Below are 23885 nucleotides of genomic sequence, written 5' to 3'. Positions count from 1 at the left end.
TGAAACGTCGTGAGACGACGTTTCAGCGCTGTTGATCACCGGGGGGGTGGCGGTCATCGGGTGCGGCCCAGAAGCTGGATGGAGCGGCGCAGCAGGGCCGGGACGTCGGCCGGGTTGTCGGCACTCACGTCGACCGCCACCACGTCGACCGCCTCGGCCGCCTCCTTGCCGGAGAAGCCCAACCCGGCAAGAGCGTGGGTCAGCTGGTCACGCCACGGGGCTACCGCAGTCACGCCGGCACCGGTCGGCAACCCGGAGTCCGAGCCGTCGATCGCGCCGATGCGATCGCGTAGCTCGAGCACGATCCGCTCGGCGCCCTTGCGCCCGATGCCCGGCACGGCGGTGAGGCTGGCGAGGTCCGACATCGCGATCGCCCGGCGCAGTTCGCGCGGCGGGTGCACGGCAAGCATGGTCTGGGCCAGTTTCGGACCGACGCCATTGGCGGTCTGCAGCAGTTCGAACAACGCCCGCTCGTCGTCGTCGCCGAAGCCATACAGCGTCAGTGAGTCCTCGCGAACGACGAGGCTGGTGGCGAGTCGGGCCTGCTCCCCCAGCCGCAGCCGGGCGAGCGTTCCCGGCGAGCACGACACCGCCAGGCCCACCCCGCCGACCTCGACGACGGCTCCGTCGGGCGCCAATGCAGCCACCGTGCCGTGCACGCTGGCGATCACGGCGCCTGCTCTGGCGACTGCGCGTCGCGCAGCCGACGCTGCGCGGCCTCCAGACCGGTCCGTGACGCGGCGCGTTCGTCGTCGGCCAGCTCGAGATCCTCACGGATGGCGAGCGCCCGGGCGAAGTGGTCGCGCGCGTCGTCCCAGTGCCTCTGCGCGAAGTCGTTGAGGCCGGCGTGGTGATGCGTGTAGGCCTCGATGACGAGCCCGAACTGCTCCGCCGCGGGCAGCAGCTCGGTGACGATGACGTTCGAGTCGGCGAACTCGCCGCGGCGCTGGTGCACGCGGGCCAGGCGCAACCGGGCGGTGTGTTGCATGGCGGCATTGCCGGCGATCTCGGCGCGGTCGGCTGCGGCGGTGGCCTCGGGCAGCGCGTCCTCGAGCTCATCGAGCCCGCGCAGCAGGTCGACGAGGTCACCGCGCGCCACCAGCTCGCCGATCTCGTCAACAGCGGTGCGGATCTCGACGCGCAGCTGCTCGGCCCGCGCGCGCGCCGCGTCCGGATCGGGGTAGCTCTCGTGCAACGTCTCGGGGTCCAGTAACGGCTGCAACGCCGGGGCCGGCTCGCTCATGCTGCGTCGTCCCACAGCTCTTGGTCGGCATCGTTGGTCGCCGAGCACAACTCGGTGCGCGCCTGGATCTTGCGATCGAGGTCGTCGATCGCGAAGACCAGTTCGACGTAGAGCATCGTGGAGTGCACGTACCGACCCTGCCACTGCCAGCCCAGCGCCGGGCCCAGACGGGCGTGGTGTCTGGCGTATTTCTTGGCCACCCGGTCGGCCTTCTTGCGACCGGGAAGCAGATCGGCGCCCAGCTCGGCCACGGTGTTCACGCCGGCCGCGCGCACCACCTGCTCGTCATCGAACACCCGGGCGGCGGTGACCGGGTCGAGCCGGAACGGTAGGCAGATCACCGGGTGATCCTCGCGCGAGCCGCCGACCGGGCCGCGCCTGCCGCAACTGCCGCCACTGCCTCGGTGCGCTTGCGCTGCGCGCTGCCACGCCACACGTGGCAGATCGCGAGAGCAAGCGCGTCGGAGGCATCTGCCGGTTTGGGCAGCTGAGACAGGCGCAACAACCGGGTGACCATCGCACCCACCTGTGCCTTGTCGGCGGTGCCCGAGCCGGTGACCGCCGCCTTGACCTCGCTCGGCGTGTGCAGCACCACCGGCAGGCCGGCTCGGGTAGCGGCGACAATGGCCAACCCGGCGACCTGTGCAGTGCCCATGACGGTGCGCACGTTGTGCTGGCTGAAGACCCGCTCGACGGCGACGACGTCGGGCCGGTAGGTGTCGATCGCCCACGCGATCGCGTCAGCCTGCACCACCAGCCGGTCGCCTATCTCGGCATCGGCCGGCGTGCGCACGACGTCGACGTGCACGAGGGTCAGCGGCCGACCAGGCGCACCATCGACCACGCCGATCCCGCAGCGGGTGATGCCCGGGTCGACCCCTAGTACGCGCACAAGATTCCCTCATCGAACGGTCGTTCGATGCAGCCTAGGGCGCCCGGGCGACCGGACGGGCCGGACACGCCGCACCATTCACCCAGGGTCGGTCCGTACCGTTGGGCGCATGTCCGTTTATGACCTGGGCCAGCGGCGCGGGGTGGTGCGTCCCAGCCCGCTCTTCCTGGCCTTCGTCGCGCTCACCGCGGCCGGTGGGCTGCTGGCGTGGGTCGAAACGGACCAGGGCTCGCGACTGGGCGACTTCGGTGTGTTGGTGTTCGTGCTAGCCGGCTGGATCGTTTCGGTGTGCTTCCACGAGTTCGCGCACGCGTACGCCGCGTACCGCGCGGGCGATCGCAGCGTCGAGCAGGCGGGCTATCTGACGCTGAACCCGTTCAAGTACACCCATCCCGTGTTGTCGATCCTGCTGCCGCTGTTCTTCATCGTGCAGGGCGGTATCGGCCTACCCGGTGGCGCGGTCTACCTGCACCGGCACGCCTTCCGTAGCCGGGCGATGCAGAGCGTGGCGTCGTTCGCCGGGCCGGCCGTCAACCTCGTCCTGGGCGTGGTGCTGCTGCTTGTTGCGAAATCACATGACACCGAGCTCTTCAGCTACCTGACCGGCTCCGGTTCAGGCCACGCTCGGTTCTGGTCCGGCGTCGCGTTCCTGGGCTTCCTGCAGATCACCGCCGCGGTGCTGAACCTGCTGCCGGTGCCGGGTCTCGACGGCTGGGCGATCATCGAGCCCTACCTGGCGCCGGAAACCCAGCGCCTCGGCGACAAGATCAAGCCCTGGGGCATGCTCGCCATCATCGTCATCCTGCTCTACGTCGACCAGCTCAACCAGTATTTCTTTGACCTGGTGAACGCATTGGCCAAACTCACCGGTACGCAGGAGATCCTGTGGCAGGCCGGCTACCTGTTCTTCAAGTTCTGGAGCAAGAACCCCCTGTGAGGGCGGGATGGCGACGCCCCGTTACTCGGCGCCGACCGCTTCGAGCACCTCGTCGCTGACGTCGAAGTTGGCGTAGACGTTCTGCACGTCGTCGAGGTCCTCGAGCGCGTCGACGAGCCGGAGCACCTTGCGTGCACCGTCCTCGTCGAGCGGGACCTGCAGGGTGGGCAGGAACGACTGGTCGGCCGACTCGTACTCGATGCCGGCGTCCTGCAGGGCGGTGCGGACCGGGACGAGGTCGGTGGGCTCGCAGATGACCTCGTAGGCACCGCCGAGGTTGTTGACCTCGTCGGCGCCGGCATCCAGAACGGCCATCAGCACGTCGTCCTCGGACAGTCCGGTGTCCGGCACGATGACGACGCCCTTGCGGTTGAACAGGTAGGACACCGACCCCGGGTCGGCCAGCGAGCCGCCGGCGCGCGTCATCGCGGTGCGCACCTCCATGGCGGCGCGGTTGCGGTTGTCGGTGAGGCATTCGACGAGCAGGGCAACGCCGCTGGCACCGTAACCCTCGTACATGATCGTCTGCCAGTCGGCGCCGCCGGCCTCGGCGCCCGAACCACGCTTGACCGCGCGTTCGATGTTGTCGATCGGGACGGAGTTCTTGCGCGCCTTCTGCACGGCATCGAACAATGTGGGGTTGCCGTCGACGTCACCACCGCCCATGCGGGCCGCGACCTCGATGTTCTTGATCAGCTTGGCGAACAGCTTGCCCCGCTTGGCGTCCTTGGCCGCCTTCTGGTGCTTCGTCGTCGCCCACTTGGAGTGGCCACTCACAGCCCCGGCTCCTCTCCGTTGATGGTGACTGATACCCAACGGATCAGTCTAGCTGCCGGGCCTCGGCGATCATCCGCACGAACAGGGCGTGCACCCGCAGATCGCCGGTCATCTCGGGGTGGAACGATGTGGCCAGCAACGGCCCCTGCCGAACCGCGACGACGTGGCCCCCGCTGGTGGTGCCGAGCGGCGTCGCGCCCGGGCCGACCTCCTGCACCCACGGCGCCCGGATGAACACTGCGCGCACCGCGTCACCCTCGACGCCGGCGACCGCGACGTCCTCCTCGAAGCTGTCGACCTGCCGCCCGAAGGCGTTGCGCCGCACGGTGATGTCGATGCCCCCGAAGGTCGCCTCGATCGCATCGCCGCCGGCATCGACCCGGTCGGCAAGCAGGATCATGCCGGCGCAGGAGCCGTACACCGGCAAGCCGTCCTTGATCCGTGCACGCAAGGGCTCGTGCAGCTCGAAGATGCGCGCCAGCTTGACGATCGTCGTCGACTCGCCACCCGGCAGCACCAGCCCGTCGAGGTGGTCGAGTTCGGCGGGCCGGCGCACGCGAACCGCGTCGACGCCGGCGGACTCGAGCGCGCGCAGGTGCTCGCGGACGTCGCCCTGCAGGGCCAGCACACCGACGGTCAGCACACCGCCCAGCGTAGATCCGGCGGGCAGCGCGGCGGCTCAGCCGGGGTCGGACCGCTTCCGGCGCAGGGCGGCGCAGGGCGGCGTGACGGTGCGTGACGGTGCGTTGTGGTGCCTCGCTCTGTGTCTCGCTGAGCCGCTCGAACAGCGTGCGCAGGCTCTCGTGCAAGCTGGTTATCAATTCGGGTGACAGCGCGGCAAGCATCTCCTGCTCCTGGCAGGCTGGTGAAGTTGCCCGGCGTGAGCTGCAGGATCGGCCCGAGCCCGGCGCCGGCAGGGCCGGCCACGCGCCGCCGATGGCCCAGTTCGCGGCTCGTAGCCGCGGGATGTTCCGGCCCAGGGCAGCCAGCGATCGCGGGCTTCGGGATGATCAAAGGTTCCGGGCGCGCGGGAGCGAGGTCTCAGCGTTCGAGACCCGTTCGAGACCCTGGTGACGCCCGGGGTTACGCAGGCGGGACGACGGGCACGAGCAGCGAGCTGTCGTAGCGGCCGCCGAGGTGGATCACGTGCGTGCCCGCGTTGCGGTACGGCGGCTGGGGGGCGCGCTGGGCCAGCACATAGTCCGGCAACTCGTGCTCACCACCGAACGTCACCATCTCGACGTGTGTCCCCGGCTCGTAGGTGCCGCCGTCGGCCGGGACCGTGATCTCGCCCTTGCCGAAGCGCGGCATGGGTGCCCCGGGTGGCGGGCCGCTGACTTCGCCGACGAGCTGCAGGGTCTCGCCGGGCCGGAAGGTCAGGGCGATCGGGCTGAGCGGGATGTCGACCTGGACGACCTGTCCCGCTTCGAGCGGCTCCTCGACGGTGCCGAGCAGCACCGGCTCGGTCGGGGTCGACCGCTCGGCGTCCAGCTTGCGCTGCGACGCCCGCAGGGCACCAGTAGCGGCCGTCATCGTCATCGGCCGGCCCGGGTACGGGCGGCCCGCCGCGTCGACCTTGTGCGCAAGCACATTGAGTTCCAGGTCGTCGGCACCGTGGGCCTCGACCCACAGCCGCAGGCTGAAGTAACCGGTCGGCTCGGTGGTCTCGGCGAAGGTGGTGCTGAATCGGACCCCGCCGGGCGGCCCACCCCGACCCCCGACCGCGTACTCGACGCTCGCCTCGGCGGCCGGCGCGTCGGCGACAGCGTGCCGTCGGCGAAACTGGCCACGACGTAGGCCGGCACGGTGACCCGGTCGAGGCGGGCCTGCTTGTCCTGCCAGTAAGCGCAGCCAGCCGACCGATCCTCCTCAGCTCACGCGGTGGCGAAGCGGGTGAGCGTCTTGGCCGGGTCGACGTCCGGGAGCCAACGACGCCAGACGCGGTAGTACGCGAGTTCTTCCTTGGTGCGGATCGGCGGCGTGATGTCATGCCGTTCGGCCTCGAAGTCGTCATCGGCGATGCCGGCGGCAACCGCGTCCGACAGCACCTCGCGGGCGCCGGAGCCGTCGCCGAATTGCGATTTGACGCGCCATAGCAGGTCCTCGGGGAGCCAGCCGGTGAAGGCCTCACGTAGCAGTACCTTTTCTATCTCGCCCTCGGCCGGGATCTTCAGTTCGATCGGCAACCGCATCGCCCAGTCGATGACCTCGAGGTCGAGGAACGGCACCCGGGCCTCGAGCGAGTGCGCCATGGTGACGCGGTCGGCGCGCTGCAGATTGAGGTTGTGCAGCCCGTCGATGGTGCGTTGGAGCTCGTCGTGCAGGGCCCGTGGGTCGGTGATGTCGCGCATGTACTCATAGCCCGCGAACAGCTCGTCGGCGCCTTCGCCGGTGAGCACGACCTTGACGTGCTGGGCTGCCTCGCGGGCCAGGAAGAAGTTGGGTACCGCGCTACGCACGAGCGCCGGGTCGAAGGACTCGATCGTGCGCACCACGACGGGCAGCGCCTCGAGCGCCTGTTCCGCGTCGTAGACGATCTCGTGGTGACGGCTGCCGATGTGCTCGGCCACTCGCCTCGCGGCGGCGACGTCGGGGCTGTCGATCGTGCCCACCGCGAACGTCTGCAGCGTCTCGCCGAGCCGGCCGTAGTGCCGCGCCGCGATGGCCGCGACCAGCGAGGAGTCGAGCCCGCCGGACAGGAACACCCCGACCGGCACGTCGCCCATCAGCTGCCGGTCGACCGCGTCGATCAGCACGTCGCGCGCACCCCGGAGCGGGTCGCCGGGAACGGGGCCGGTCACCCGCGGCACGGAGTCGGCGAAGCGCCGGACGCCGGTCTCGGGTGTCCAATAGCAACCGGGCGGAAAGGGCTCGACCACGCCCTGCCAGGACGGGTCGAACGCGTGCAGCTCGGAGGCGAAGCGGATCGTGGCGCCGCGCCGGGCCCAGTACAGCGGCTTGATGCCCACCGGGTCACGAGCCGCAACGAAGCGGCCGTCCTCCGCGGCGAAGACGATAGCGAACATGCCGTTGGTGCGGGCCAACGCGTCCGGGCCGTCGCGGTCGATGAGGTGCAGCGCGACCTCGTTGTCGGATCCGGTCAACAGCTGGCGACCGGCGAGCACCCGACGCAACGTGACGTGGTTGTAGATCTCGCCGTTGCCGACGAGTTGCGCCGAGGAGTCCGGCAACCGAAGTGGCTGGTGGCCACCCTCGACGTCGACGATCGAGAGTCGACGATGCCCAAGCCAGTGCCCGCCCACCTGGACGGTGCCGGCGTCGTCGGGGCCGCGATGGACCAACCGTTCGAGCATCGGCTCGAGTTCGGCCGGATCACCGGGCCCGTACTGGGCCACGATTCCGCACACCGGGCTGCTGCTACCAGCCTCGTTCCGACAGTCTGTGCGGCTGCGCGATCTCATCGACGTTGATACCGACCATCGCCTCGCCCAACCCGCGCGAGACCTTGGCGATGACGTCGGGGTCGTCGAAGAACGTGGTGGCCTTGACGATGGCCTCGGCGCGCTGCACCGGGTTGCCGGACTTGAAGATGCCGGAGCCGACGAACACGCCCTCGGCGCCGAGCTGCATCATCATTGCCGCGTCGGCGGGGGTGGCGATGCCGCCGGCGGTGAACAGCACGACCGGCAGCTTGCCCAGGGTCGCGACCTCGCGGACCAGTTCGTAGGGTGCCTGCAGCTCCTTGGCCGCGACGAACAACTCGTCGTCGGGCAGGTTCTGCAGCCAGCGGATCTGATCGCGCAGCTTGCGCATGTGCGTAGTGGCGTTGCTGACGTCGCCGGTACCGGCCTCGCCCTTGGAACGGATCATGGCCGCGCCCTCGGTGATGCGGCGAAGGGCCTCGCCCAGGTTGGTGGCACCGCAGACGAAGGGGACGGTGAAGTTCCACTTGTCGATGTGGTTGGTGTAGTCGGCGGGCGTCAGCACCTCGGACTCGTCGATGTAGTCCACGCCGAGTGACTGCAGCACCTGCGCCTCGACGAAATGCCCGATGCGAGCCTTCGCCATGACCGGGATCGACACCTCGGACACGATCGAGTCGATCATGTCGGGGTCGCTCATCCGCGAGACACCGCCCTGCGCCCGAATGTCCGCCGGCACCCGCTCGAGAGCCATCACGGCGACCGCGCCGGCGTCCTCGGCGATGCGGGCCTGCTCGGCGGTGACGACGTCCATGATGACGCCGCCCTTGAGCATCTCGGCCATGCCGCGCTTCACGCGGGCGGTGCCGACCAGGGGTTGATTTTCAGACATATCCGGATTCTACGGCGGCAGCCGTCAGCTGTTGACCGGGATTCCCTTGCGGATCAGCACGACCCAGGTGTTGCCCGGGTTCAGTGTCAGTGGTTTGCCGTTGCTCGCGGTCAGCGTGGTGCCTGCGGTGATGCTCTTGCGGCTCCAGGTGCCGTTGACGCGTTTGCCCTGCCGGAATACGGAGACCGCACCTGACCCGATGGAGTGGGTGAACTGCGCCGGGTTGCCGTTGACGTCCCTGTCACCTTCGTAGACGTCGATGAGGCAGGACTGCACGATGACGTTGGTGGCCGTGATCAGCTTGCCGTCCGCAGCGCGCTGAGCCACCCCGTCGATGTAACGCACGTACTTCTGCAGTGTGGCGTTCCAACGGAACTGCACGGGCGTACCGCTGCTGTAGCTGCCAGTGACGACGGTGTCCATGCGGGTACCCGAGCTCACCGGAAGTCCGGCCAAGCTCGGGTTGAAGCGCCAGCCGTTGCTCGTGGGCTTGGCGGTCTTCGTCCTCTTGGCCACCTGCGCGAGGTCGAGCACCACGTTGATGTAGTCCGACTCGTACCGCGAGACCCGCTGATAGAACGACGCCCCGGCCCCGAAGTTCCACTCGGTCAGCCCTGCGGCGCGCAGGATCTGCTTGGGCTTGGACTGGCCACCGGAGAACGCCTCCGTGATCTTGCCGTACTGGCGCAACAGCTCCGGGTCGCTCGGGCGTGTGCTGCGCACGTAACCGACGGACTTCGGTTTGTTAGACCCGAAGATCGCGGCGATGCGGTCGAGCCCACCCTCGACGGCTTCGATGTAGACGATGTCGGCCTTGTCGATCCCGACCTGCGGACGGCCCGGGGCGGTGTCGTCGATCTTCACCGCGATGACCGGCGTGCGCGGCACGGCCCCGATGCCGGTCAGGGGGTTCTTCGCGGCCGGGACCGGGGCCGGGCTGCTGGTGGCCGCGGCGGGTGACGTCGAGGACGGCGTGGCGCGTGAATCCGTCGCCGCTCCCCCGCTGCCGCCGGTACATGCCGCCAGGCCCAGCAACGCGACCGAGGCGATCGAACCCACCGCGACGCGGGCGGAGCAGGACGTGCGGCGGCCTCCGGGGCGGGGGCTGGTGGTCATCGATCCTCTTCCGGGTTATCGACAGGCGCTTCCGGGTTATCGAGTGGCATAGCGGCGAGCGACGGAGCTGGGTCGAGCGTCGCACCCGCGGGCGGGTGAACCGCGGCGGGCGGCAGCGTGTCGTCGATGTCGAAGAAGTCGGGTTGGCCACGGTGACCGGCCAGGTGCAACAGGCGCGGCATCCGCCGGGCTCGCAGGGCGCGGGTGTCGCGTACGGCGTCGTTGTAGAAGCGACGGGCAATCAGCACGCGGGCCGCGGCCTCGCGCAGCTCGACCTCGGCGGCCGGGTCGAGTGGCACGGGCAGCGCGAGCAGGTGGGTGACGGCGCGACCAACGGCATTCTCGAGTGCCTGCCGCCCCCCGGCCGCCGTCGGCACGTCGCCGGTGCCGCTGCCCAAGACCTGCTGCGCGGCAGCCGCATAGGCGGCGCGGTCGGCGACCGTGAGCCCTGAGGCCGGGGCGTCGACGAGCCGTTGGACGGCGACCGCTCGACGCACCAGCTGGGCGTCGAGCGCGGCCTCCGCCGCGTCGACCCGCGCGTGCAGGCGATCCAACCGGGTCAGGGTGAACGTGACCCATGAGGTCAGCGCGACGGCCAGGAGAACGGCAAGGACCACCCAGCCGATCAGGAGCACCCGGCGACACTATGTGGGTCGGCCGGCTCCCAACGAACCGGCCTCAGACCGGCGCCCCGGTGCCGGCGATGGCCAGGTCGTACACCCGCAGGACGTCGGCGACGATGACCGTCCAGTCGTAGGGTGCTACCGCACCGGTTCCGGCCGTCACCAGCTCGGCGCGCAGGGCGGCGTCGGCGAGCACCTCGCGTAGGGCGTCGGCCAGCGCCACCGGGTCGCCGGCGGGGAACAGCCGGCCGGCCCGGCCCTGGTCGAGCACCCGCCGAAAGGCAGGAAGGTCACTGGCCACCACCGGGCGCCTGGCTGCCATGGCCTCGAGCAGGATGACGCCGAAGCTCTCGCTGCCGGTGTTGGGCGCGCAGTACACGTCGATCGAGGCGAGCATCTGCGCCTTCTCGGTCTCGCTGACCTGACCCAGTAGGACGAAACGGTCGCGCAGGTGCGCGGGCAGCTCGTTGCGGAAGTCGTCGGAGTCACCGCGGCCGGCTACGAGCACTTGCAGCTCGGGGTGGTCGGGCGCCAGCAGCTCCAGCGCCCCCACCAGGGTGTCCATGCCCTTGCGCGTCTCGTCGTAGCGACCGATGAAGCCGATCGTCCCGCCGGGGCGGGGATAGCCGGGCAACGGCCGCGCGGAGTCGAAGTGCTCGACCGCCACGCCGTTCGGGATGACCACCGCGTCGCCGCCGAGGTGCTCGACGATGACCTTGCGCGCGGCCGGCGACACCGCGATCTTGCCCGTGATCCTTTCGAGGAACGGTTGCAGCACCGAGTCGAACATCGACAGGAAGCGCGAGCGCGCGGTGGCCATGTGGAATGTCGCCACCAGCGGGCCCTCGTGCAGGGCGCAGGTCAGCAGCGACAGACTCGGCGGTGCCGGTTCGTGCACGTGCACGACGTCGAACGCACCGTCGCGCAACCAGCGCCGTACCCGGCTCGCCGACACCAACCCGAACTGCAGCCTGGCCACTGAGCCGTTGTACGGGATCGACACCGCTTTGCCGGCCACCACCACGTAGGGCGGGACGTCGGGGATGTTGTCGTCGCCCGGGGCGAGCACCGAGACAGTGTGGCCCAGGGAGATCAGCTTCTCGGCGAGGTCGCGCACATGCGTCTGCACCCCGCCGGGGATGTCCCACGAGTACGGGCAGACGATGCCGATGCGCACCGCTCACACCCCGGCACGGGCGGGGCGCGGCGTGAGGTCGGCCAGCCAGAGCTTCTGCAGCATGTGCCAGTCGGCGGGGTGTTCGGCGATCCTGGCGGCGAAGATGTCGGCCAGTCGCTGGGTCGTCCGGGTGACCTGGTCCCGCAACCTGCCGTCCGGCAGCGGGAGCGGCGGGCTGATCGTGTGCCCCCAGCTGTCGTTGCCGACGAAGAATGCGTGCACGCCCAGCAGCGCAGCGCCGGTCTGGGCTGCGAGCAGCGCAGGTCCGGCCGGCATCCGGGTCGGCTCGCCGAAGAAGTCGACCTCGATGCCCCGGTGCGACAGGTCCCGATCGGCCATCAGGCAGATGACCTTGTTCGCCCGCAGTCGCTCGGCCAGCACCTCCGTCGGCGGCCGCGCACCGCCGGTGAGCGGCAGCACCTCCATGCCGAGGCTCTGCCGGTATTCCACGAAGCGGTCGAACAGCGATTCGGGCTTGAGCCGTTCGGCGACGGTGGCGAACGGACCGTGCTCGGCGACCAGCCACACGCCGGAGGCCTCCCAGTTGCCGGAGTGCGGGAGGGCCAGGATGACGCCTCGGCCGGCAGCCAGTCCGTTCTCGATGTGCTCCCGACCGACGGTGTTCGCATCGACCCGGGCCGCCACCTCAACGAGATCCATGCTCGAGAGCCGGAACGTCTCCAGCCAGTAGCGGGAGTACGAGCGCAGGGCGTCGCCCACGAGCGTGTCCATGCCCCGCTCCGAGACGTCAGGCCCGACGATTCGGCGCAGGTTGCGGCGCAGCTGTTGGGTCCCGCCGCCGTTGCGCACGGCCGCGGCGTCGGCTGCGGTGGTGAAGATCCGCCGCCCGACCGGTGCCGGCAGCGACTTCAGCGCCCCCCAGCCGGCGGCGTAGCCGAGGTCGACGGCACGGTCGCGAGCCCGGTCGAACATCAGACGTCCGCCGTCTCCTGCGGGCCGGGTCCGACCGCGGCGCTGCGGGACTGCCGCCACACCGTCGCAAAGCGCTGGTAGACGGTGATGGTCGACGCGGCGACGAGCAGCCACAACGCCACCGCGAGCACGTACGGCACGTGGTAAAACGGCAGGTCGCTGAGCCCGGTGCCGACCAGGACGATGATCAACCGCTCGGCGCGCTCGGCAATGCCGACGGTGGCCGTCAACCCGGCCGCCTCCGCGCGGGCGCGGATGTAGGACGTCAGCGAGCCGAGCACCAGGCACAGCAGCGCGGCCAGCAGGATCCAGCGCTGGCCGTGCCGGGCGTAGTACCAGGCAACGGTGCCGAAGACGGCGGCGTCGGCGATGCGGTCGCATGAGGAGTCCAGCACCGCCCCGAACGTCGAGGACCGGCCACCCAGGCGGGCCACCGTGCCGTCGAGCAGGTCGAACATCACGAAGAACCAGATCAGCAGCGTGCCGCCGAAGAACCAACCCTGCGGGAAGAAGATCAGCGCGCTGGCCACCGCCCCGACGGTGCCGGCCGCGGTGATGGCGTCGGGCGTGACACCCGCTGCCACCAGCCGCTTGGCGAGGGGCGTGACCCCTCGGGTGAAGAAGCCGCGCGCATGGATGTTCAGCACCGGCGTTACTGCTTCGGAAACTTGAGCTTGGTGATGTCGGGCAGGTTCAGGTTCGGGTCCTGCTGGGTGAGCCCCGGTGGCAGTTGCCCCGGCAGGCCCCCCGGGAAGCCACCCGGGAAGCCCGCGGGCATCCGCGGCTGGTTCGGGCCACGCCCGCGTCCCTTGTTCTGCTTGGCCTTGCGCTTGTTCTTCGACGATTTCGTGGCGCTGCGCTTCGCCATGCCGGGCATCATGCCGCCCATCTGGCCCATCATCTTGCGGGCCTCGAAGAAGCGGTCGACGAGCTGGTTGACGTCACTGACCTTCACGCCCGAGCCGTTGGCGATGCGCAGCCGCCGCGACCCGTTGATGATCTTGGGGTTCTCCCGCTCGAGCGGGGTCATGCCGCGGATGATGGCGGCGGTTCGATCGAGATCCTTGTCGTCGACGTTGGCCAGGGCTTCCTTGATGTTGCCCATCCCGGGCATCATGCCGAGCAGGTTGCCGATCGGGCCCATGCGGCGGATGGCCTGCAACTGGTCGAGGAAGTCCTCGAGCGTGAACTGGTTGCCGGCGGCCAGCTTGGCCGCCATCGCCTCGGCTTCGTCCTCGTCGAAATGCTTCTGCGCCTGCTCGATCAGGGTCAGCATGTCGCCCATGCCCAGGATGCGGGATGCCATCCGGTCCGGGTGGAAGACGTCGAATTCCTCGAGCTTCTCGCCGTTGGACGCGAACATGATCGGCCGGCCGGTGATCTCGCGGACGCTCAGTGCGGCACCGCCGCGGGCGTCACCGTCGAGCTTGGTGAGCACCACACCGGTGAAGCCGACGCCCTCCTGGAAGGCCAGCGCGGTGTTGACGGCGTCCTGACCGACCATGGCGTCGACGACGAACAGCACCTCCTGCGGGTCGACCGCATCACGGATATCGGCAGCCTGTTGCATGAGCTCGGTGTCGATACCGAGCCGGCCGGCGGTGTCGACGATGACCATGTCGTGCTGCGCGCGACGCGCGAATTCGATCGAGTCGCGGGCCACCTTGACCGGGTCCCCGACGCCATTGCCCGGTTCGGGAGCATAGGTCGGCACACCCGCGCGCTCGCCGACGATGGTCAGCTGGTTGACCGCGTTCGGGCGCTGCAGGTCACAGGCGACGAGCAACGGCGTGTGACCCTGGCTCTTGAGCCAGTGCGCCAACTTGCCGGCGAGCGTGGTCTTACCGGCACCCTGCAGACCCGCGAGCATGAGCACCGTCGGCGGCTGCTTGGCGAACTGCAGCCGTCGGGTCTCGCCGCCGAGGATGCCGATCAGTTCCTCGTTGACGATGGAGATGACCTGCTGCGCCGGGTTCAGGGCCCGGGAAACGTCCTCACCGCGCGCACGCTCCTTGATGCGGGCGATGAACTGCCGTACCACCGGCAGCGCGACGTCGGCCTCGAGCAGAGCGATGCGGATCTCGCGCGCCGTCGCGTCGATGTCAGCCTCCGACAGCCGGCCCTTTCCCCGCAGGTTCGTGAAGACCGTGGACAGACGGTCGGACAGGGTGTCGAACACGGCAGATCCTTCGACGGCAGCGGCAGGTGACGGACGGGCACCAGACTACGTGCCCGTCCGCGCCGCCCTACTCGATGCGGTCCGTCAGTGCAGGCCGCTGCCGCCGTCGACGTAGATGACCTGGCCGGTGACGTACCCGGCCTCCTCGCCGGCGAAGAACGCGGCCGTGTTGGCGATGTCAGCCGGGACGCCGCCACGACGCACGGGCAGGGCCGCAGCCGCACCCTCGCGCATCTGCTCGATGGTGGTGCCGATGCGCTCGGCCGTCGCCTTCGTCATGGCCGTCTCGATGAACCCGGGCGCGATGGCGTTGGCGGTGATGCCGAACGGGCCGAGCTCGATGGCCAGCGTCTTGGTCAGGCCCTGCAGGCCGGCTTTGGCTGTCGAGTAGTTGATCTGGCCGCGGTTGCCGCGCGCGGACGTCGAGGACATGCTGATGATCCGGCCGTACTTCTGCGCCACCATGTGTTTCTGGGCGATCTGGCTGCACAGGAAAGCGCCGCGCAGGTGGACGTCCATGACCATCGTCCAGTCGTCGTCGGTCATCTTGAACAGCAGGTTGTCGCGCAGCACGCCGGCATTGTTGACCAGGATCGACAGGCTGCCGTACTCGCCGACGAGCTCGTCGACCGCGGCCTGCACCTGATCGCGCTGCGAGACGTCGGCGCTCAGGGCGATCGCAGTGCCGCCGATGCCGGTGATCTGGTCGACGGTGGCCTGTGCGGCGTCCTTGTTCAGGTCGAGTACGCCGACCTTGGCGCCGTCGGCGGCGAAGCGGGCGGCGATGCCGGCTCCGATGCCCTGCGCGCCGCCGGTGATGAGCGCGACATGGTCCTTGACTCCGGTCATTGCTGATCCTTTCGAGGTTCGAACTGGTGGTGGTGGTGGTTTACGGCTGCTGCTGGCTGGCTACGAGGCGCCGCAGCCCGCGCAGCCAGCGGTCGGGGTCGGACGCCTTCTGCGCCCAGAACGTACCGACCTCGGGATGGGGCAGGACGAGGAACCGGTCTTGCGCCATCGCGGCCAGGACGGCGTCGGCCACCGCCTCGGCAGTCACGATGGTGCCGGACGCGGCGACGGCTGCCGCGCCGCGGTCACCGGCCGCGAGCGGGTCCATGAGCAGCGGGGTGTCGACCCCGAGCGGGCAGACGACGCTGACCCCGATGCCGCGGTCGCCGTAGGTGACCGCGAGGTGCTCGGCGAATCCGACGGCGGCGTGCTTGCTGACCGTGTACGGCGCGTCGCCGGGAGAGATCAGCAACCCGGCAGCGGAGGCGGTATTCACGAGGTAGCCGCGGCCCTGCTTCAGCATCACCGGCACCACGGCGCGGGCGGCGTACACGTGCGCCATGAGATTGACCTCGAGGGCGCGATGCCACAGGTCGTCGGGGTCGTCGAGCTCGACGCCTGTGGTGATGCCGGCGTTGGAGCAGAAGACGTCGAGGCGGCCCTCCCGGGCGACCGTCCGCTCGACCAGTGCGGCCACCGCGGCCGCGTCGGCGACGTCGACCTGCTCAGGCACTCCCCCGACCTCGCGCGCGACCTCCGTCGCAGCCTCGAGATTGCGGTCGACCACCACGACGTGGCGCGCGCCGTCGGCATGGAAGCGGCGCACCAGGGCGGCGCCGATCCCGCTGGCGCCACCCGTCACGACGACGACGGTGTCCTTGACGTCCATCAGGCCTCCGGTCCGAGCGCACGCAGTAGATCGAGATCCGCGGCCCCGTGCGTGGTGGGCAGAAGCATCATCACCGGCGTCTTGACCCCGGCGTCGACGTAGGCCTGCACCTGGTCACGACAGGCAACCGGCGAGCCGTGCAGGACGAGGTCGTCGACCACCTCGTCGGGAATCGCCGCCGCCGCGCCCTTTCGATCACCCGCCGCCCACGCCTCGTGCATCGGCTTGAGCTGCTCGCCGCGGCCGAGCCAGTCGTGGAACGCGGCGTACGCCGGGACAGTCAGGTACGTCGAGATCAGGGTGCGGCCGAGCGCCCGGGCGTAGTCGACGTCGTCGGTCGGGCAGACGAAGATCCGGGCAACGACTTCTATGTCTCCAGCATCCCCGCCCGATTGCCTCGCACCGTTGTGCACCTCGGCCAGGCACTGCGCGACGTCGTAGGACGCGAGCCAGTTCAGGATCGCGCCGTCGGACTCGCGCCCGGCCAGCCGGAGCATCTGGGCCCGCAGGGCCGCGACCAGGACCAGCGGCTTGGGGTTCGGCGCCTGGTCGAGCTTGAAGCGGTGCACGCTGATGGTGTCGAAATCGCCGGTGACCCGCTCACCGCTCAACAAGGCGTTGGTGGTGCGCAGGACGTCGCGGGTGCGGCGGAACGGCTGCTCGAACGGGATGCCGTTCCAGTCGCCGACGATCACCGGGCTGGACGCGCCGAGGCCGAGCACGAAGCGGCCCGGCGCCGCGGCGGCCATCGACGCGGCCGACATCGCGATCAGCGCGGGGCCGCGGGTGTAGACGGGCACGATGGCCGTGCCGAGGCGCAGCGTCGGCTCCCACGCGGACGCGAGCGCCAGCGGAGTGAACGCATCGGTGCCGTTCGTCTCGGCCGACCACACGTCGGTGTAGCCGAGGTCGGGCAGCGCGCGGATGATCTCGGCGTGTGCGGGCAACGGCACGCCGAGCAGCGGGATCGTGAGTCCCCAGCGGTTCATCGGACGGTCCTTTCACTGGTGACGCCGAGGCCGGCGAGCACGAAGTCGGCGATCTCGTCGGCGAGTTGCTGCGGGCGTTTGCGGCCGTTCGGCCGGTACCAGATGGGCATCTCGTTCACGACGCCGAAGATCGTGAACGTCACGGTGTCGGCCGAGGTCGTCGAGCTGAACGTCCCGTCGGTCTGGCCGTCGCGTACGACCCGGCCCACCGCGTCGTGGCAGCGGCGCCGCTGCCGGCGGTACTGCTCGGCCCGCTCGTCGCCCAGGCTGTGCATCTCGCGCCAGAACACCTTGGCCTGTTTCGCACTCTGCGCCGTTGATACGACGAGCTCCGTGATCATCGCCCGCAACGTCGCGGCGGCCGGCTCGGCGCGGGCCAGGATCGTGTCCATGGCCGCGAGCTGACGGCTGATGAGGTCGCCGTACACCTCGTAGAGCAGGTCCTCCTTGCTCGCGAAGTGGTGGTAGAAACCGCCCTTCGCCACGCCGGCCGCGGTGACGACCTGCGACACCGACGTGCGCTCATAACCCTGCTGGGCGAACAGGTCGACGGCGGCCGTGAGCACGCGCGTACGCAGATCGGGTTCACTCATGTGGCGCGATGCGGCGCAGCTCCTGGCGGGCGATCGTGCGCAGGTGCACCTCGTCCGGCCCGTCGGCCAGGTGCAGGGTGCGCAGCTGGGCCCACATCTCGGCCAGCGGCACCTCGTGATCGACGCCGGCCGCGCCGAACGTCTGGATCGCGCGGTCGACGACCCAGGACGCCGCCCGTGGTGCCGCCACCTTGATGGCCGCGATCTCGGTGCGCGCCTCCCGGGCGCCGACGGTGTCGATGAGCCAGGCGGCGTTGAGCACGAGCAGCCGGGCCTGGTTGATGGCCAGGCGGGATTCCGCGATCCACTCCTGCACCACACCCTGGCTGGCGACCGTGCCGCCGAAGACGGTGCGCTGCGAGGCGCGGGTGCACATCAGCTCGAGGGCCCGCTCGGCCATGCCGATGGCGCGCATGCAGTGGTGGATGCGGCCGGGCCCGAGCCGGGCCTGGGCCATCATGAAGCCGCCACCCTGCGGGCCGAGCAGGTTCTCGACCGGCACCCGCACGTCGTAGTCGATCAGGGCGTGACCGCCGTGGGTGCCGTCGTCGTAACCGAAGACGCTTGTCGAGCGCTGCAGGGTGACACCCTCGCTGTCGAGCGGCACGAGGATCATCGAGTGTCGCGCGTGCCGGGGCGCGTCCGGGTCGCTGACGCCCATCACGATCGCGACCTTGCACTCCGGGCGCATCGCCCCGCTCGACCACCACTTGCGGCCCTGCACGACGTAGGAGTCCCCGTCGCGGGTGATCGTCGTGGCGATGTTGGTGGCGTCCGATGACGCGACGTCCGGTTCGGTCATCGAGAAGCACGAGCGGATCTCACCCTCGAGCAGCGGCTCGAGCCACTGCGTCACCTGCTGCGGTGTGGCGAACATCGACAGCAGCTCCATGTTGCCTGTGTCGGGAGCGGCGCAGTTCATGGCCTCCGGGGCGATGTGCCCCGAGCGGCCGGACAACTCGGCGATGGGCGCATAATCCAGGACGCTGAGCCCGGCGCCACGCTCGATCTCGCCGTCCTTGGCCTGGGGCAGGAACAGGTTCCACAACCCCCGCTTGCGGGCGCGCTGCTTGAGGTCGGCCAGCACCTCCGGCGTCCGGAACGGGTCTCCTTCCGCACGGAAAGCCCGAGCCTGCGCCTCGAAGGTCGCCTCGGCGGGATACACGTCCTCGTCGAGGAAGCGCGTCATCTCCTCCTGCAGGGCCAGCGAGCGATCGCTGTGTGCGAAGTCCATGGTCAGCTCCCGGGTAACGAGTCGAGTGCGGAATGCAGCAGGCTGGGGACGGCGTCGCCGAAATGCGCGAAGCCCTCGCCGACGGTCTTGCCGGCCAGGTAGCGGTGATGGATGCCTTCGGCGATGACGGCGAGCTTGAAATAGCCGAAACCGACGTGCCAGTCGAGGTGTTCGGTGCTGCGCGAGGAGTTCTTGGCGTAGTGCTCGACAGCCTGCGCGCCCGTCCAGAAGCCCTGCGCCGGTGCCATTGCCGGTCCGGTCAGCGTCCCGTTGCCCGCGATGTCGGTGTAGACGACGAGCAACCCGACATCGGTGAGCGGGTCGCCGAGCGTGGCCATCTCCCAGTCCAGGACGGCCGGAATCCGGGTGATGTCGGGGGTGAACATCACGTTGGTGAGCCGGTAGTCGCCGTGCACGATGCCGGGAGCCGACTGCACGGGCAGCGTCGCTTCCAGTCGACGGACGACCGCGGGCAGCACGTCGAGCGGGCGGGTCTCGGACGCTTGCCACTGCGCCGACCAGCGGCGCACCTGTCGGGCCAGAAACCCATCGGGGCGGCCGAACTCCTGCAGGCCCACCGCTGCGGGGTCGACCTCGTGCAGGGCGATCAGCGTGTCGACGAGCAGCTCGCAGGCTCGGTCCGCGTCCGCCGGGGCCAGGGTCGCGAGCAGGTCGGGCTTGTCGAGCACCACGCCGTCGACGAAGTCCATCAGGTAGAACGGCGCGCCCAGCACATCGGCGTCCTGACAGAGGGCCACGGCCGACGGCACGGGAACGGGTACCTCGGCCGGCGTCAGCGCGTTGATCACGGTGAACTCGCGGACCATGTCGTGCGCGGTGGGCAGCACGTGCGCGAGCGGCGGACGACGCAGCGCCCACGTCGAGGACCCGTCGGTGATGCGGTAGGTGAGGTTCGACTTGCCGCCGGCCACCACCTCGCCGGCGAGCTCGCCCAGCCGCAGGCCGGGCCGCTCGTCGTCGAGCCAGATGGTCAGCCGGGCCAGATCAACGCCGGGCAGTTCCGCCATGCACCCGACCCTAGAGACCGACCGGTCGGTCGGTCAAGGGATGGGCGGCTGCGCGTCGGCCGGTTCTGCTGCGGGTTCTTCCGCCGACTCGTCTGCCGGCAATGCCTCGCGCTCGGCGTAGTAGGGCGTGCTCTCACGTTGCGCCCGGAAGCCGCCGTGCAGCAGGAAGTACACCAAGCCGCCGATGAACACGATGATGGCGGTCCAGACGTTGAGCCGCAGGCCCAGGATGTGGTTGGCGTGGTCGGTGCGTAGCGCCTCGATCCAGACGCGGCCGGCGGTGTAACCCATGACGTAGAGGGCCATCACGTTGCCGCGGCCGAGCCGCAGCCGCCGGTCGATGACGAGCAGCAGCACACCGATCAGGACGTTCCATAGCAGCTCGTACAGGAACGTCGGCTGGTACATGCCGGGCACCAGCGCACTGCCGTTGCAGACCTGGCCGCCGTCGGCGGTGCCGAAGCGGGTGGTGTGCCCCGTCGTCACCTCGAGGCAGTGCACCTTCAGTCCCCAGGGCAGCGACGTCGCCGAGCCGTAGAGCTCGTTGTTGAACCAGTTGCCGATCCGGCCGATGGCCTGGGCGAAGATGACGCCCGGCACCGCGGCGTCGGCGAACACCCGCAGGTCGATACCGCGGCGACGGCAGCCGATCCAGGCGCCGAGGGTGCCCAGCGAGATCGCGCCCCAGATGCCGAGGCCGCCGTCCCAGATCTTCAGTGCATTGGCCGGGTTCTCGCCGGACTTGAAATACAGCTCCGGATCCGAGATCACGTGATAGACCCGGCCGCCAAGGATGCCGAAGACGATGGCCCAGGCCGCGACGTCCCAGACGTGGTCGGACTTCCCGCCGCGCTCGACCCAGCGGCGGGTGGTCAACCAGACCGCCAGCAGGATGCCGGCGATGATGCACAGCGCGTACGCCCGCACCGGGAACGGTCCGAGATGCCACACGCTCTGCGTAGGGCTCGGGATCGAGGCGAGCGGGTGCACGCAACCACGGTAGCTGTCGGCGGCCGGCCTGCCGCCGCTACGTTGAGGGCATGCCAGCCGACACCGACGTCCGCGCCCTGATCGTGCCGCAGCCCGGCGGCGCCGACGTGCTCGAAGTCCGTTCCGTCCCCCGCCCGCAGCCCGGTCCCGGCCAGCTCGTCGTTCAGGTCCAGGCGTCCGGCGTGAACTTCAAGGACGTCTACATGCGCGAAGGCATCTACCCGGCGGCGATGCCCCTTCCCCTCGGCGACGAGTGCGCCGGTCAGGTGCTCGAGGTCGGCGAGGGCGTCACCGACTTCGCCGTCGGCGACGTCGTGGCCACGGCCAAGGCACCGGCGGGCGCGCACGCCGAGGTCGTCGTGCTCGACGCGGCCGGCACGGTCGCTGTACCCGAGGGCGTCGACGCCGAGATTGCCGCCGCGGCAATGCTGCAGGGCATGACCGCGCACTATCTCGTGCACGCGACGTACATGGTCGGTCAGGACGAGATCGTGCTGGTCCACGCGGCGGCCGGCGGTGTGGGCGCGCTGCTCGTGCAGATGGCCAAGGCGCAGGGTGCGCAGGTGATCGCGACCGTGGGCAGCGAGGCCAAGGTGGCGGTCGCCAGGGACGCCGGCGCCGATCACGTGCTGCGCACCGACGTCTCCGAAGATCTCGCCGCCGAGGTGCGGGCTATTGCACCGGACGGCGTCGACGTCGTCTACGACGGCGTCGGCAAGGACACCTTCGAGGCATCGCTGCGCTCATTGCACAAGCGCGGGCTCCTGGCATTGTTCGGCGCCTCGAGCGGGCAGGTGCCGCCGTTCGACCTGCAACGGCTCAATCCCCTGGGCTCGCTGTTCGTCACCCGCCCGACCCTCGCCGACTACGTTGCCAATCCAGAGGAGCTGCGCGAGCGGGCCGGCGATCTGTTCGCAGCGATCGCCGACGGCACGCTGACCATCGCGATCGGCGGGCGGTACCCGTTGGCTGAGGCGCGTCGTGCCTACGACGATCTCGAGGGTCGCCGGACCACCGGCAAGCTGTTGCTCGTGCCATAGCCGACTAGCGGCGAACGCCGGCTGCCAGCTCCTGGGCGAGCGCTCGGACGGCGTCGACGCCGTGGTCGTCGGGCGAGTCGAGCAGGCAGCGGACCAGCGCCGAACCGACGATGACGCCATCAGCGAAGGCCGCGATCTCGGCCGCCTGGTTGCCGGTCGACACCCCGAGCCCCACGCACACCGGCATCTCGGGCGCAAGACTGCGGAACCGGGCGACGAGAGCGGCCGCAGCGTCGCTGACGCTGGCCCGTGCGCCCGTTACGCCCATGACCGCCGCGGCGTAGACGAAGCCCCGCGAGGCCGCGGCGGTGGACACGATGCGTGCGTCGGTCGAGGACGGCGCCACCAGGAAGATGCGGTCGAGCGCGCTCGCGTCGGTGGCCGCGATCCAGGGCCCCGCCTCGTCCGGGATGAGGTCGGGCGTGATGGCGCCGGAGCCGCCGGCCGCAACGAGGTCGGCGGCGTAGCGCTTGACGCCGTAACGGTCGATTTGGTTCCAGTAACCCATCGTGACGGCAGCGCCGCCGGTGTCGACGACCGCGGCCACGGCCGCGAGCGCGTCGCGCACCCCGACCCCCGCGCGCACGGCCGGTTCGGTGGCGGCCTGGATGGTCGGACCGTCCATGACCGGATCGCTGTACGGGATGCCGACCTCGACCACGTCGCACCCGCCCTCGACGAGCGCCCGCATGGCTGCGATGGACAGCTCGACGTTCGGATAACCGACGGGCAGGTAGCCGATCAGTGCGGCGCGCCCGTCGGCCTTGGCCTTGGCGAGCGCGTCGGACAGAGCTGTCACGGGGTCACGCCGGTGGGGCCACCCGGCTTTGCGCCCGCATCCTGGGGCTCGGCGGGGGTGAGCCCGAACCAGCGCGAGGCGGTTTCCACGTCCTTGTCGCCGCGCCCGGACAGGTTGACCAGGATGACGCCGTCGGGCCCGAGCTCGCGGCCCAGCACCATCGCGCCGGCCAGGGCATGTGCCGACTCGATGGCCGGGATGATGCCCTCGCTGCGCGAGAGCAGCGAGAACGCCTCCATGGCCTGCGCGTCGGTGACCGGGCGGTACTCCGCTCGACCGATGTCGTGCAGGTAGGAGTGTTCGGGTCCGACGCCGGGATAGTCGAGCCCCGCCGAGATGGAGTGCGACTCGACCGTCTGGCCGTTCTCGTCCTGCAGCAGGTAGGAGCGGGCGCCGTGCAGGACGCCGGGTGTGCCGCCGGTGATGGACGCCGCGTGCCGGCCGGTCTCGACGCCGTCGCCGGCGGCCTCGAGGCCCACCAGCCGGACGTCCTGGTCGGCGACGAACGCGGTGAAGATGCCGATGGCGTTCGAGCCACCGCCGACGCAGGCCGCTACCACGTCGGGCAACCGTCCGACCCGCTCCAACATCTGCTCCCGGGCCTCGTCGCCGATGATGCGCTGGTACTCGCGCACCATGGTCGGGAACGGGTGCGGGCCGGCGGCAGTCCCGAAGACGTAGTTGGTTGTCTCGACGTTGGTGACCCAGTCGCGCATGGCCTCGTTGATGGCGTCCTTGAGCGTGCGCGAGCCGGTCGTCACCGGGACGACCTCGGCGCCGAGCAGCCGCATCCGGGCGACATTCAGCGCCTGCCGGCGGGTGTCCTCCTCGCCCATGTAGACGACGCACTCCAGCCCGAGCAATGCTGCGGCAGTGGCCGTGGCGACGCCGTGCTGTCCCGCGCCGGTCTCGGCGATGACCCGCTTCTTGCCGATGTACTGCGTCAGCAGGCCCTGGCCAAGAACATTGTTGATCTTGTGCGAGCCGGTGTGGTTGAGGTCCTCGCGCTTGAGCAGGATGCGTGCGCCGCCGGCGTGTTCGCCGAACTTCGGCACGTCGGTGAGCGGCGAGGGCCGGCCGCTGTAGTCGCGGTGCAGGCGGGCGAGCTCGGCGCGGAACGTCGGATCGGCCTGGGTGGCATGGAAGGCGGCGGTGAGATCGTCGATCGCGGCGACGAGCGCCTCGGGGACGAACCGTCCGCCGTAGGGGCCGAAGTGACCGGTGTCGTCGGCGGGCTGGGCTGTGATGTGTGGTGCAGACGTGGACGTGCTCATGAGGGGCTCCGGGTGGGCAGGTGCGAACGGGTGACGGGGCGTCACCGACGCCATCGACCGCCGTGGGCTGCTGCGAGCTGGGCCGGGTGCACGCCGCGATCCTACCGT

Annotated in this window: 27 protein-coding genes; 3 read left to right on the top strand and 24 right to left on the bottom strand. The window is 70.0% G+C overall.

Annotated elements, in window-relative coordinates; genetic code table 11:
* Nucleotides 1-53 precede the first annotated feature (53 nt).
* From ruvA to ruvC, 4 genes are read right to left on the bottom strand one after another with little or no spacing between them, the layout of a single operon-like run.
* A complete protein-coding gene (gene ruvA / locus ACFFC4_RS18170; protein ID WP_375503461.1) occupies nt 54-671 on the bottom strand; it encodes a Holliday junction branch migration protein RuvA in 618 nt (205 codons plus the stop codon).
* The gene (locus tag ACFFC4_RS18165; protein ID WP_375503459.1) at nt 668-1243 is read right to left on the bottom strand and encodes a hypothetical protein; all 576 of its coding nucleotides are present in this window, start codon (nt 1241-1243) and stop codon (nt 668-670) included. The genes ruvA and ACFFC4_RS18165 overlap by 4 nt, the downstream gene beginning before the upstream one ends.
* Nucleotides 1240-1584, bottom strand: a complete 345-nt coding sequence (locus ACFFC4_RS18160; RefSeq protein ID WP_375503457.1) for a hypothetical protein — start codon at nt 1582-1584, stop codon at nt 1240-1242. Before ACFFC4_RS18160 ends, ACFFC4_RS18165 begins: the two co-directional genes overlap by 4 nt.
* A complete protein-coding gene (ruvC, locus tag ACFFC4_RS18155; RefSeq protein ID WP_375503455.1) occupies nt 1581-2135 on the bottom strand; it encodes a crossover junction endodeoxyribonuclease RuvC in 555 nt (184 codons plus the stop codon). The genes ACFFC4_RS18160 and ruvC overlap by 4 nt, the downstream gene beginning before the upstream one ends.
* A gap of 109 nt (nt 2136-2244) precedes the next feature.
* Between ruvC and ACFFC4_RS18150 the strand changes: the two genes are divergently transcribed.
* On the top strand, nt 2245-3072 hold the full coding sequence (locus tag ACFFC4_RS18150) for a site-2 protease family protein (RefSeq protein ID WP_375503453.1): 828 nt from the start codon (nt 2245-2247) through the stop codon (nt 3070-3072).
* Nucleotides 3073-3093: 21 nt separating this feature from the next.
* On the opposite strand, the gene ACFFC4_RS18145 is transcribed toward ACFFC4_RS18150, so the two are convergent.
* From ACFFC4_RS18145 to ACFFC4_RS18135, 3 genes are all read right to left on the bottom strand, one after another.
* The gene (locus ACFFC4_RS18145; RefSeq protein WP_375503451.1) at nt 3094-3849 is read right to left on the bottom strand and encodes a YebC/PmpR family DNA-binding transcriptional regulator; all 756 of its coding nucleotides are present in this window, start codon (nt 3847-3849) and stop codon (nt 3094-3096) included.
* Between the two features lie 43 nt (nt 3850-3892).
* Nucleotides 3893-4501 carry a pyridoxal 5'-phosphate synthase glutaminase subunit PdxT gene (gene pdxT / locus ACFFC4_RS18140; RefSeq protein ID WP_375503479.1) on the bottom strand — a complete coding sequence of 203 codons (609 nt, stop codon included), beginning with the start codon at nt 4499-4501 and terminating at the stop codon, nt 3893-3895.
* Nucleotides 4502-4932: 431 nt separating this feature from the next.
* The gene (locus tag ACFFC4_RS18135; RefSeq protein WP_375503477.1) at nt 4933-5481 is read right to left on the bottom strand and encodes a CocE/NonD family hydrolase C-terminal non-catalytic domain-containing protein; all 549 of its coding nucleotides are present in this window, start codon (nt 5479-5481) and stop codon (nt 4933-4935) included.
* Here ACFFC4_RS18135 and ACFFC4_RS18130 point away from each other — a divergent pair.
* Nucleotides 5428-5646, top strand: coding sequence for a hypothetical protein (locus tag ACFFC4_RS18130; RefSeq protein WP_375503449.1), 219 nt, complete (start codon nt 5428-5430; stop codon nt 5644-5646). The genes ACFFC4_RS18135 and ACFFC4_RS18130 overlap by 54 nt on opposite strands.
* Nucleotides 5647-5723: 77 nt before the next feature.
* On the opposite strand, the gene asnB is transcribed toward ACFFC4_RS18130, so the two are convergent.
* From asnB to lgt, 15 genes are all read right to left on the bottom strand, one after another.
* Nucleotides 5724-7217 carry an asparagine synthase B gene (asnB, locus tag ACFFC4_RS18125; RefSeq protein ID WP_375503447.1) on the bottom strand — a complete coding sequence of 498 codons (1494 nt, stop codon included), beginning with the start codon at nt 7215-7217 and terminating at the stop codon, nt 5724-5726.
* A gap of 10 nt (nt 7218-7227) precedes the next feature.
* Nucleotides 7228-8124: a pyridoxal 5'-phosphate synthase lyase subunit PdxS gene (pdxS, locus tag ACFFC4_RS18120; RefSeq protein WP_375503445.1), complete on the bottom strand. Its 897-nt coding sequence runs from the start codon at nt 8122-8124 to the stop codon at nt 7228-7230.
* A 24-nt stretch (nt 8125-8148) separates the two neighbouring features.
* Complete coding sequence (locus ACFFC4_RS18115; protein WP_375503443.1) at nt 8149-9240, bottom strand: DUF3048 C-terminal domain-containing protein; 1092 nt, start codon at nt 9238-9240, stop codon at nt 8149-8151.
* Nucleotides 9237-9875: a hypothetical protein gene (locus ACFFC4_RS18110; protein ID WP_375503441.1), complete on the bottom strand. Its 639-nt coding sequence runs from the start codon at nt 9873-9875 to the stop codon at nt 9237-9239. Before ACFFC4_RS18110 ends, ACFFC4_RS18115 begins: the two co-directional genes overlap by 4 nt.
* Nucleotides 9876-9918: 43 nt before the next feature.
* Nucleotides 9919-11040, bottom strand: a complete 1122-nt coding sequence (locus ACFFC4_RS18105) for a glycosyltransferase family 4 protein (RefSeq protein WP_375503439.1) — start codon at nt 11038-11040, stop codon at nt 9919-9921.
* Nucleotides 11041-11043: 3 nt separating this feature from the next.
* Entirely contained in the window at nt 11044-11973 is a 930-nt protein-coding gene (locus tag ACFFC4_RS18100; protein WP_375503437.1) for a phosphatidylinositol mannoside acyltransferase, read from the bottom strand.
* Nucleotides 11973-12620, bottom strand: a complete 648-nt coding sequence (gene pgsA, locus ACFFC4_RS18095; protein ID WP_375503435.1) for a phosphatidylinositol phosphate synthase — start codon at nt 12618-12620, stop codon at nt 11973-11975. The genes ACFFC4_RS18100 and pgsA overlap by 1 nt, the downstream gene beginning before the upstream one ends.
* Before the next feature lie 5 nt (nt 12621-12625).
* A complete protein-coding gene (ffh, locus tag ACFFC4_RS18090; protein ID WP_375503433.1) occupies nt 12626-14152 on the bottom strand; it encodes a signal recognition particle protein in 1527 nt (508 codons plus the stop codon).
* 84 nt (nt 14153-14236) lie between these two features.
* Nucleotides 14237-15001 (bottom strand): 3-oxoacyl-ACP reductase FabG, encoded by a 765-nt coding sequence (gene fabG / locus ACFFC4_RS18085; RefSeq protein ID WP_375503431.1) that lies wholly within the window; start codon nt 14999-15001, stop codon nt 14237-14239.
* Between the two features lie 40 nt (nt 15002-15041).
* On the bottom strand, nt 15042-15830 hold the full coding sequence (locus ACFFC4_RS18080; protein ID WP_375503429.1) for an SDR family oxidoreductase: 789 nt from the start codon (nt 15828-15830) through the stop codon (nt 15042-15044).
* Nucleotides 15830-16819, bottom strand: coding sequence for an LLM class F420-dependent oxidoreductase (locus ACFFC4_RS18075; protein WP_375503427.1), 990 nt, complete (start codon nt 16817-16819; stop codon nt 15830-15832). Before ACFFC4_RS18075 ends, ACFFC4_RS18080 begins: the two co-directional genes overlap by 1 nt.
* On the bottom strand, nt 16816-17412 hold the full coding sequence (locus ACFFC4_RS18070; protein WP_375503425.1) for a TetR/AcrR family transcriptional regulator: 597 nt from the start codon (nt 17410-17412) through the stop codon (nt 16816-16818). The genes ACFFC4_RS18075 and ACFFC4_RS18070 overlap by 4 nt, the downstream gene beginning before the upstream one ends.
* The gene (locus ACFFC4_RS18065) at nt 17405-18646 is read right to left on the bottom strand and encodes an acyl-CoA dehydrogenase family protein (RefSeq protein WP_375503423.1); all 1242 of its coding nucleotides are present in this window, start codon (nt 18644-18646) and stop codon (nt 17405-17407) included. The genes ACFFC4_RS18070 and ACFFC4_RS18065 overlap by 8 nt, the downstream gene beginning before the upstream one ends.
* Before the next feature lie 2 nt (nt 18647-18648).
* Nucleotides 18649-19674: a phosphotransferase family protein gene (locus ACFFC4_RS18060; protein WP_375503421.1), complete on the bottom strand. Its 1026-nt coding sequence runs from the start codon at nt 19672-19674 to the stop codon at nt 18649-18651.
* Nucleotides 19675-19707: 33 nt separating this feature from the next.
* Nucleotides 19708-20664, bottom strand: a complete 957-nt coding sequence (gene lgt / locus ACFFC4_RS18055; protein WP_375503419.1) for a prolipoprotein diacylglyceryl transferase — start codon at nt 20662-20664, stop codon at nt 19708-19710.
* 50 nt (nt 20665-20714) lie between these two features.
* Between lgt and ACFFC4_RS18050 the strand changes: the two genes are divergently transcribed.
* Complete coding sequence (locus ACFFC4_RS18050; RefSeq protein WP_375503417.1) at nt 20715-21704, top strand: quinone oxidoreductase; 990 nt, start codon at nt 20715-20717, stop codon at nt 21702-21704.
* Between the two features lie 4 nt (nt 21705-21708).
* On the opposite strand, the gene trpA is transcribed toward ACFFC4_RS18050, so the two are convergent.
* Together trpA and trpB are read right to left on the bottom strand one after the other, a co-directional pair.
* Nucleotides 21709-22503: a tryptophan synthase subunit alpha gene (gene trpA, locus ACFFC4_RS18045; protein ID WP_375503415.1), complete on the bottom strand. Its 795-nt coding sequence runs from the start codon at nt 22501-22503 to the stop codon at nt 21709-21711.
* Nucleotides 22500-23777: a tryptophan synthase subunit beta gene (trpB, locus tag ACFFC4_RS18040; protein ID WP_375503413.1), complete on the bottom strand. Its 1278-nt coding sequence runs from the start codon at nt 23775-23777 to the stop codon at nt 22500-22502. The genes trpA and trpB overlap by 4 nt, the downstream gene beginning before the upstream one ends.
* Nucleotides 23778-23885 lie beyond the last annotated feature (108 nt).

Source organism: uncultured Jatrophihabitans sp. (assembly GCF_964244045.1).
Lineage (GTDB): Bacteria > Actinomycetota > Actinomycetes > Mycobacteriales > Jatrophihabitantaceae > Jatrophihabitans.
This window is presented reverse-complemented; position numbering and strand designations above follow the sequence as displayed.

What these genes read in the sequence shown, in the direction of transcription:
- ACFFC4_RS18165 (WP_375503459.1), bottom strand. Translation starts at nt 1,243, where the DNA reads ATGAGCGAGCCGGCCCCGGCGTTGCAGCCGTTACTGGACCCCGAGACG.
- ACFFC4_RS18150 (WP_375503453.1), top strand. Translation starts at nt 2,245, where the DNA reads ATGTCCGTTTATGACCTGGGCCAGCGGCGCGGGGTGGTGCGTCCCAGC.
- pdxS (WP_375503445.1), bottom strand. Translation starts at nt 8,124, where the DNA reads ATGTCTGAAAATCAACCCCTGGTCGGCACCGCCCGCGTGAAGCGCGGC.
- ACFFC4_RS18115 (WP_375503443.1), bottom strand. Translation starts at nt 9,240, where the DNA reads ATGACCACCAGCCCCCGCCCCGGAGGCCGCCGCACGTCCTGCTCCGCC.
- ACFFC4_RS18100 (WP_375503437.1), bottom strand. Translation starts at nt 11,973, where the DNA reads ATGTTCGACCGGGCTCGCGACCGTGCCGTCGACCTCGGCTACGCCGCC.
- fabG (WP_375503431.1), bottom strand. Translation starts at nt 15,001, where the DNA reads ATGACCGGAGTCAAGGACCATGTCGCGCTCATCACCGGCGGCGCGCAG.
- ACFFC4_RS18080 (WP_375503429.1), bottom strand. Translation starts at nt 15,830, where the DNA reads ATGGACGTCAAGGACACCGTCGTCGTCGTGACGGGTGGCGCCAGCGGG.
- ACFFC4_RS18075 (WP_375503427.1), bottom strand. Translation starts at nt 16,819, where the DNA reads ATGAACCGCTGGGGACTCACGATCCCGCTGCTCGGCGTGCCGTTGCCC.
- ACFFC4_RS18070 (WP_375503425.1), bottom strand. Translation starts at nt 17,412, where the DNA reads ATGAGTGAACCCGATCTGCGTACGCGCGTGCTCACGGCCGCCGTCGAC.
- ACFFC4_RS18065 (WP_375503423.1), bottom strand. Translation starts at nt 18,646, where the DNA reads ATGGACTTCGCACACAGCGATCGCTCGCTGGCCCTGCAGGAGGAGATG.
- ACFFC4_RS18060 (WP_375503421.1), bottom strand. Translation starts at nt 19,674, where the DNA reads ATGGCGGAACTGCCCGGCGTTGATCTGGCCCGGCTGACCATCTGGCTC.
- ACFFC4_RS18050 (WP_375503417.1), top strand. Translation starts at nt 20,715, where the DNA reads ATGCCAGCCGACACCGACGTCCGCGCCCTGATCGTGCCGCAGCCCGGC.
- trpB (WP_375503413.1), bottom strand. Translation starts at nt 23,777, where the DNA reads ATGAGCACGTCCACGTCTGCACCACACATCACAGCCCAGCCCGCCGAC.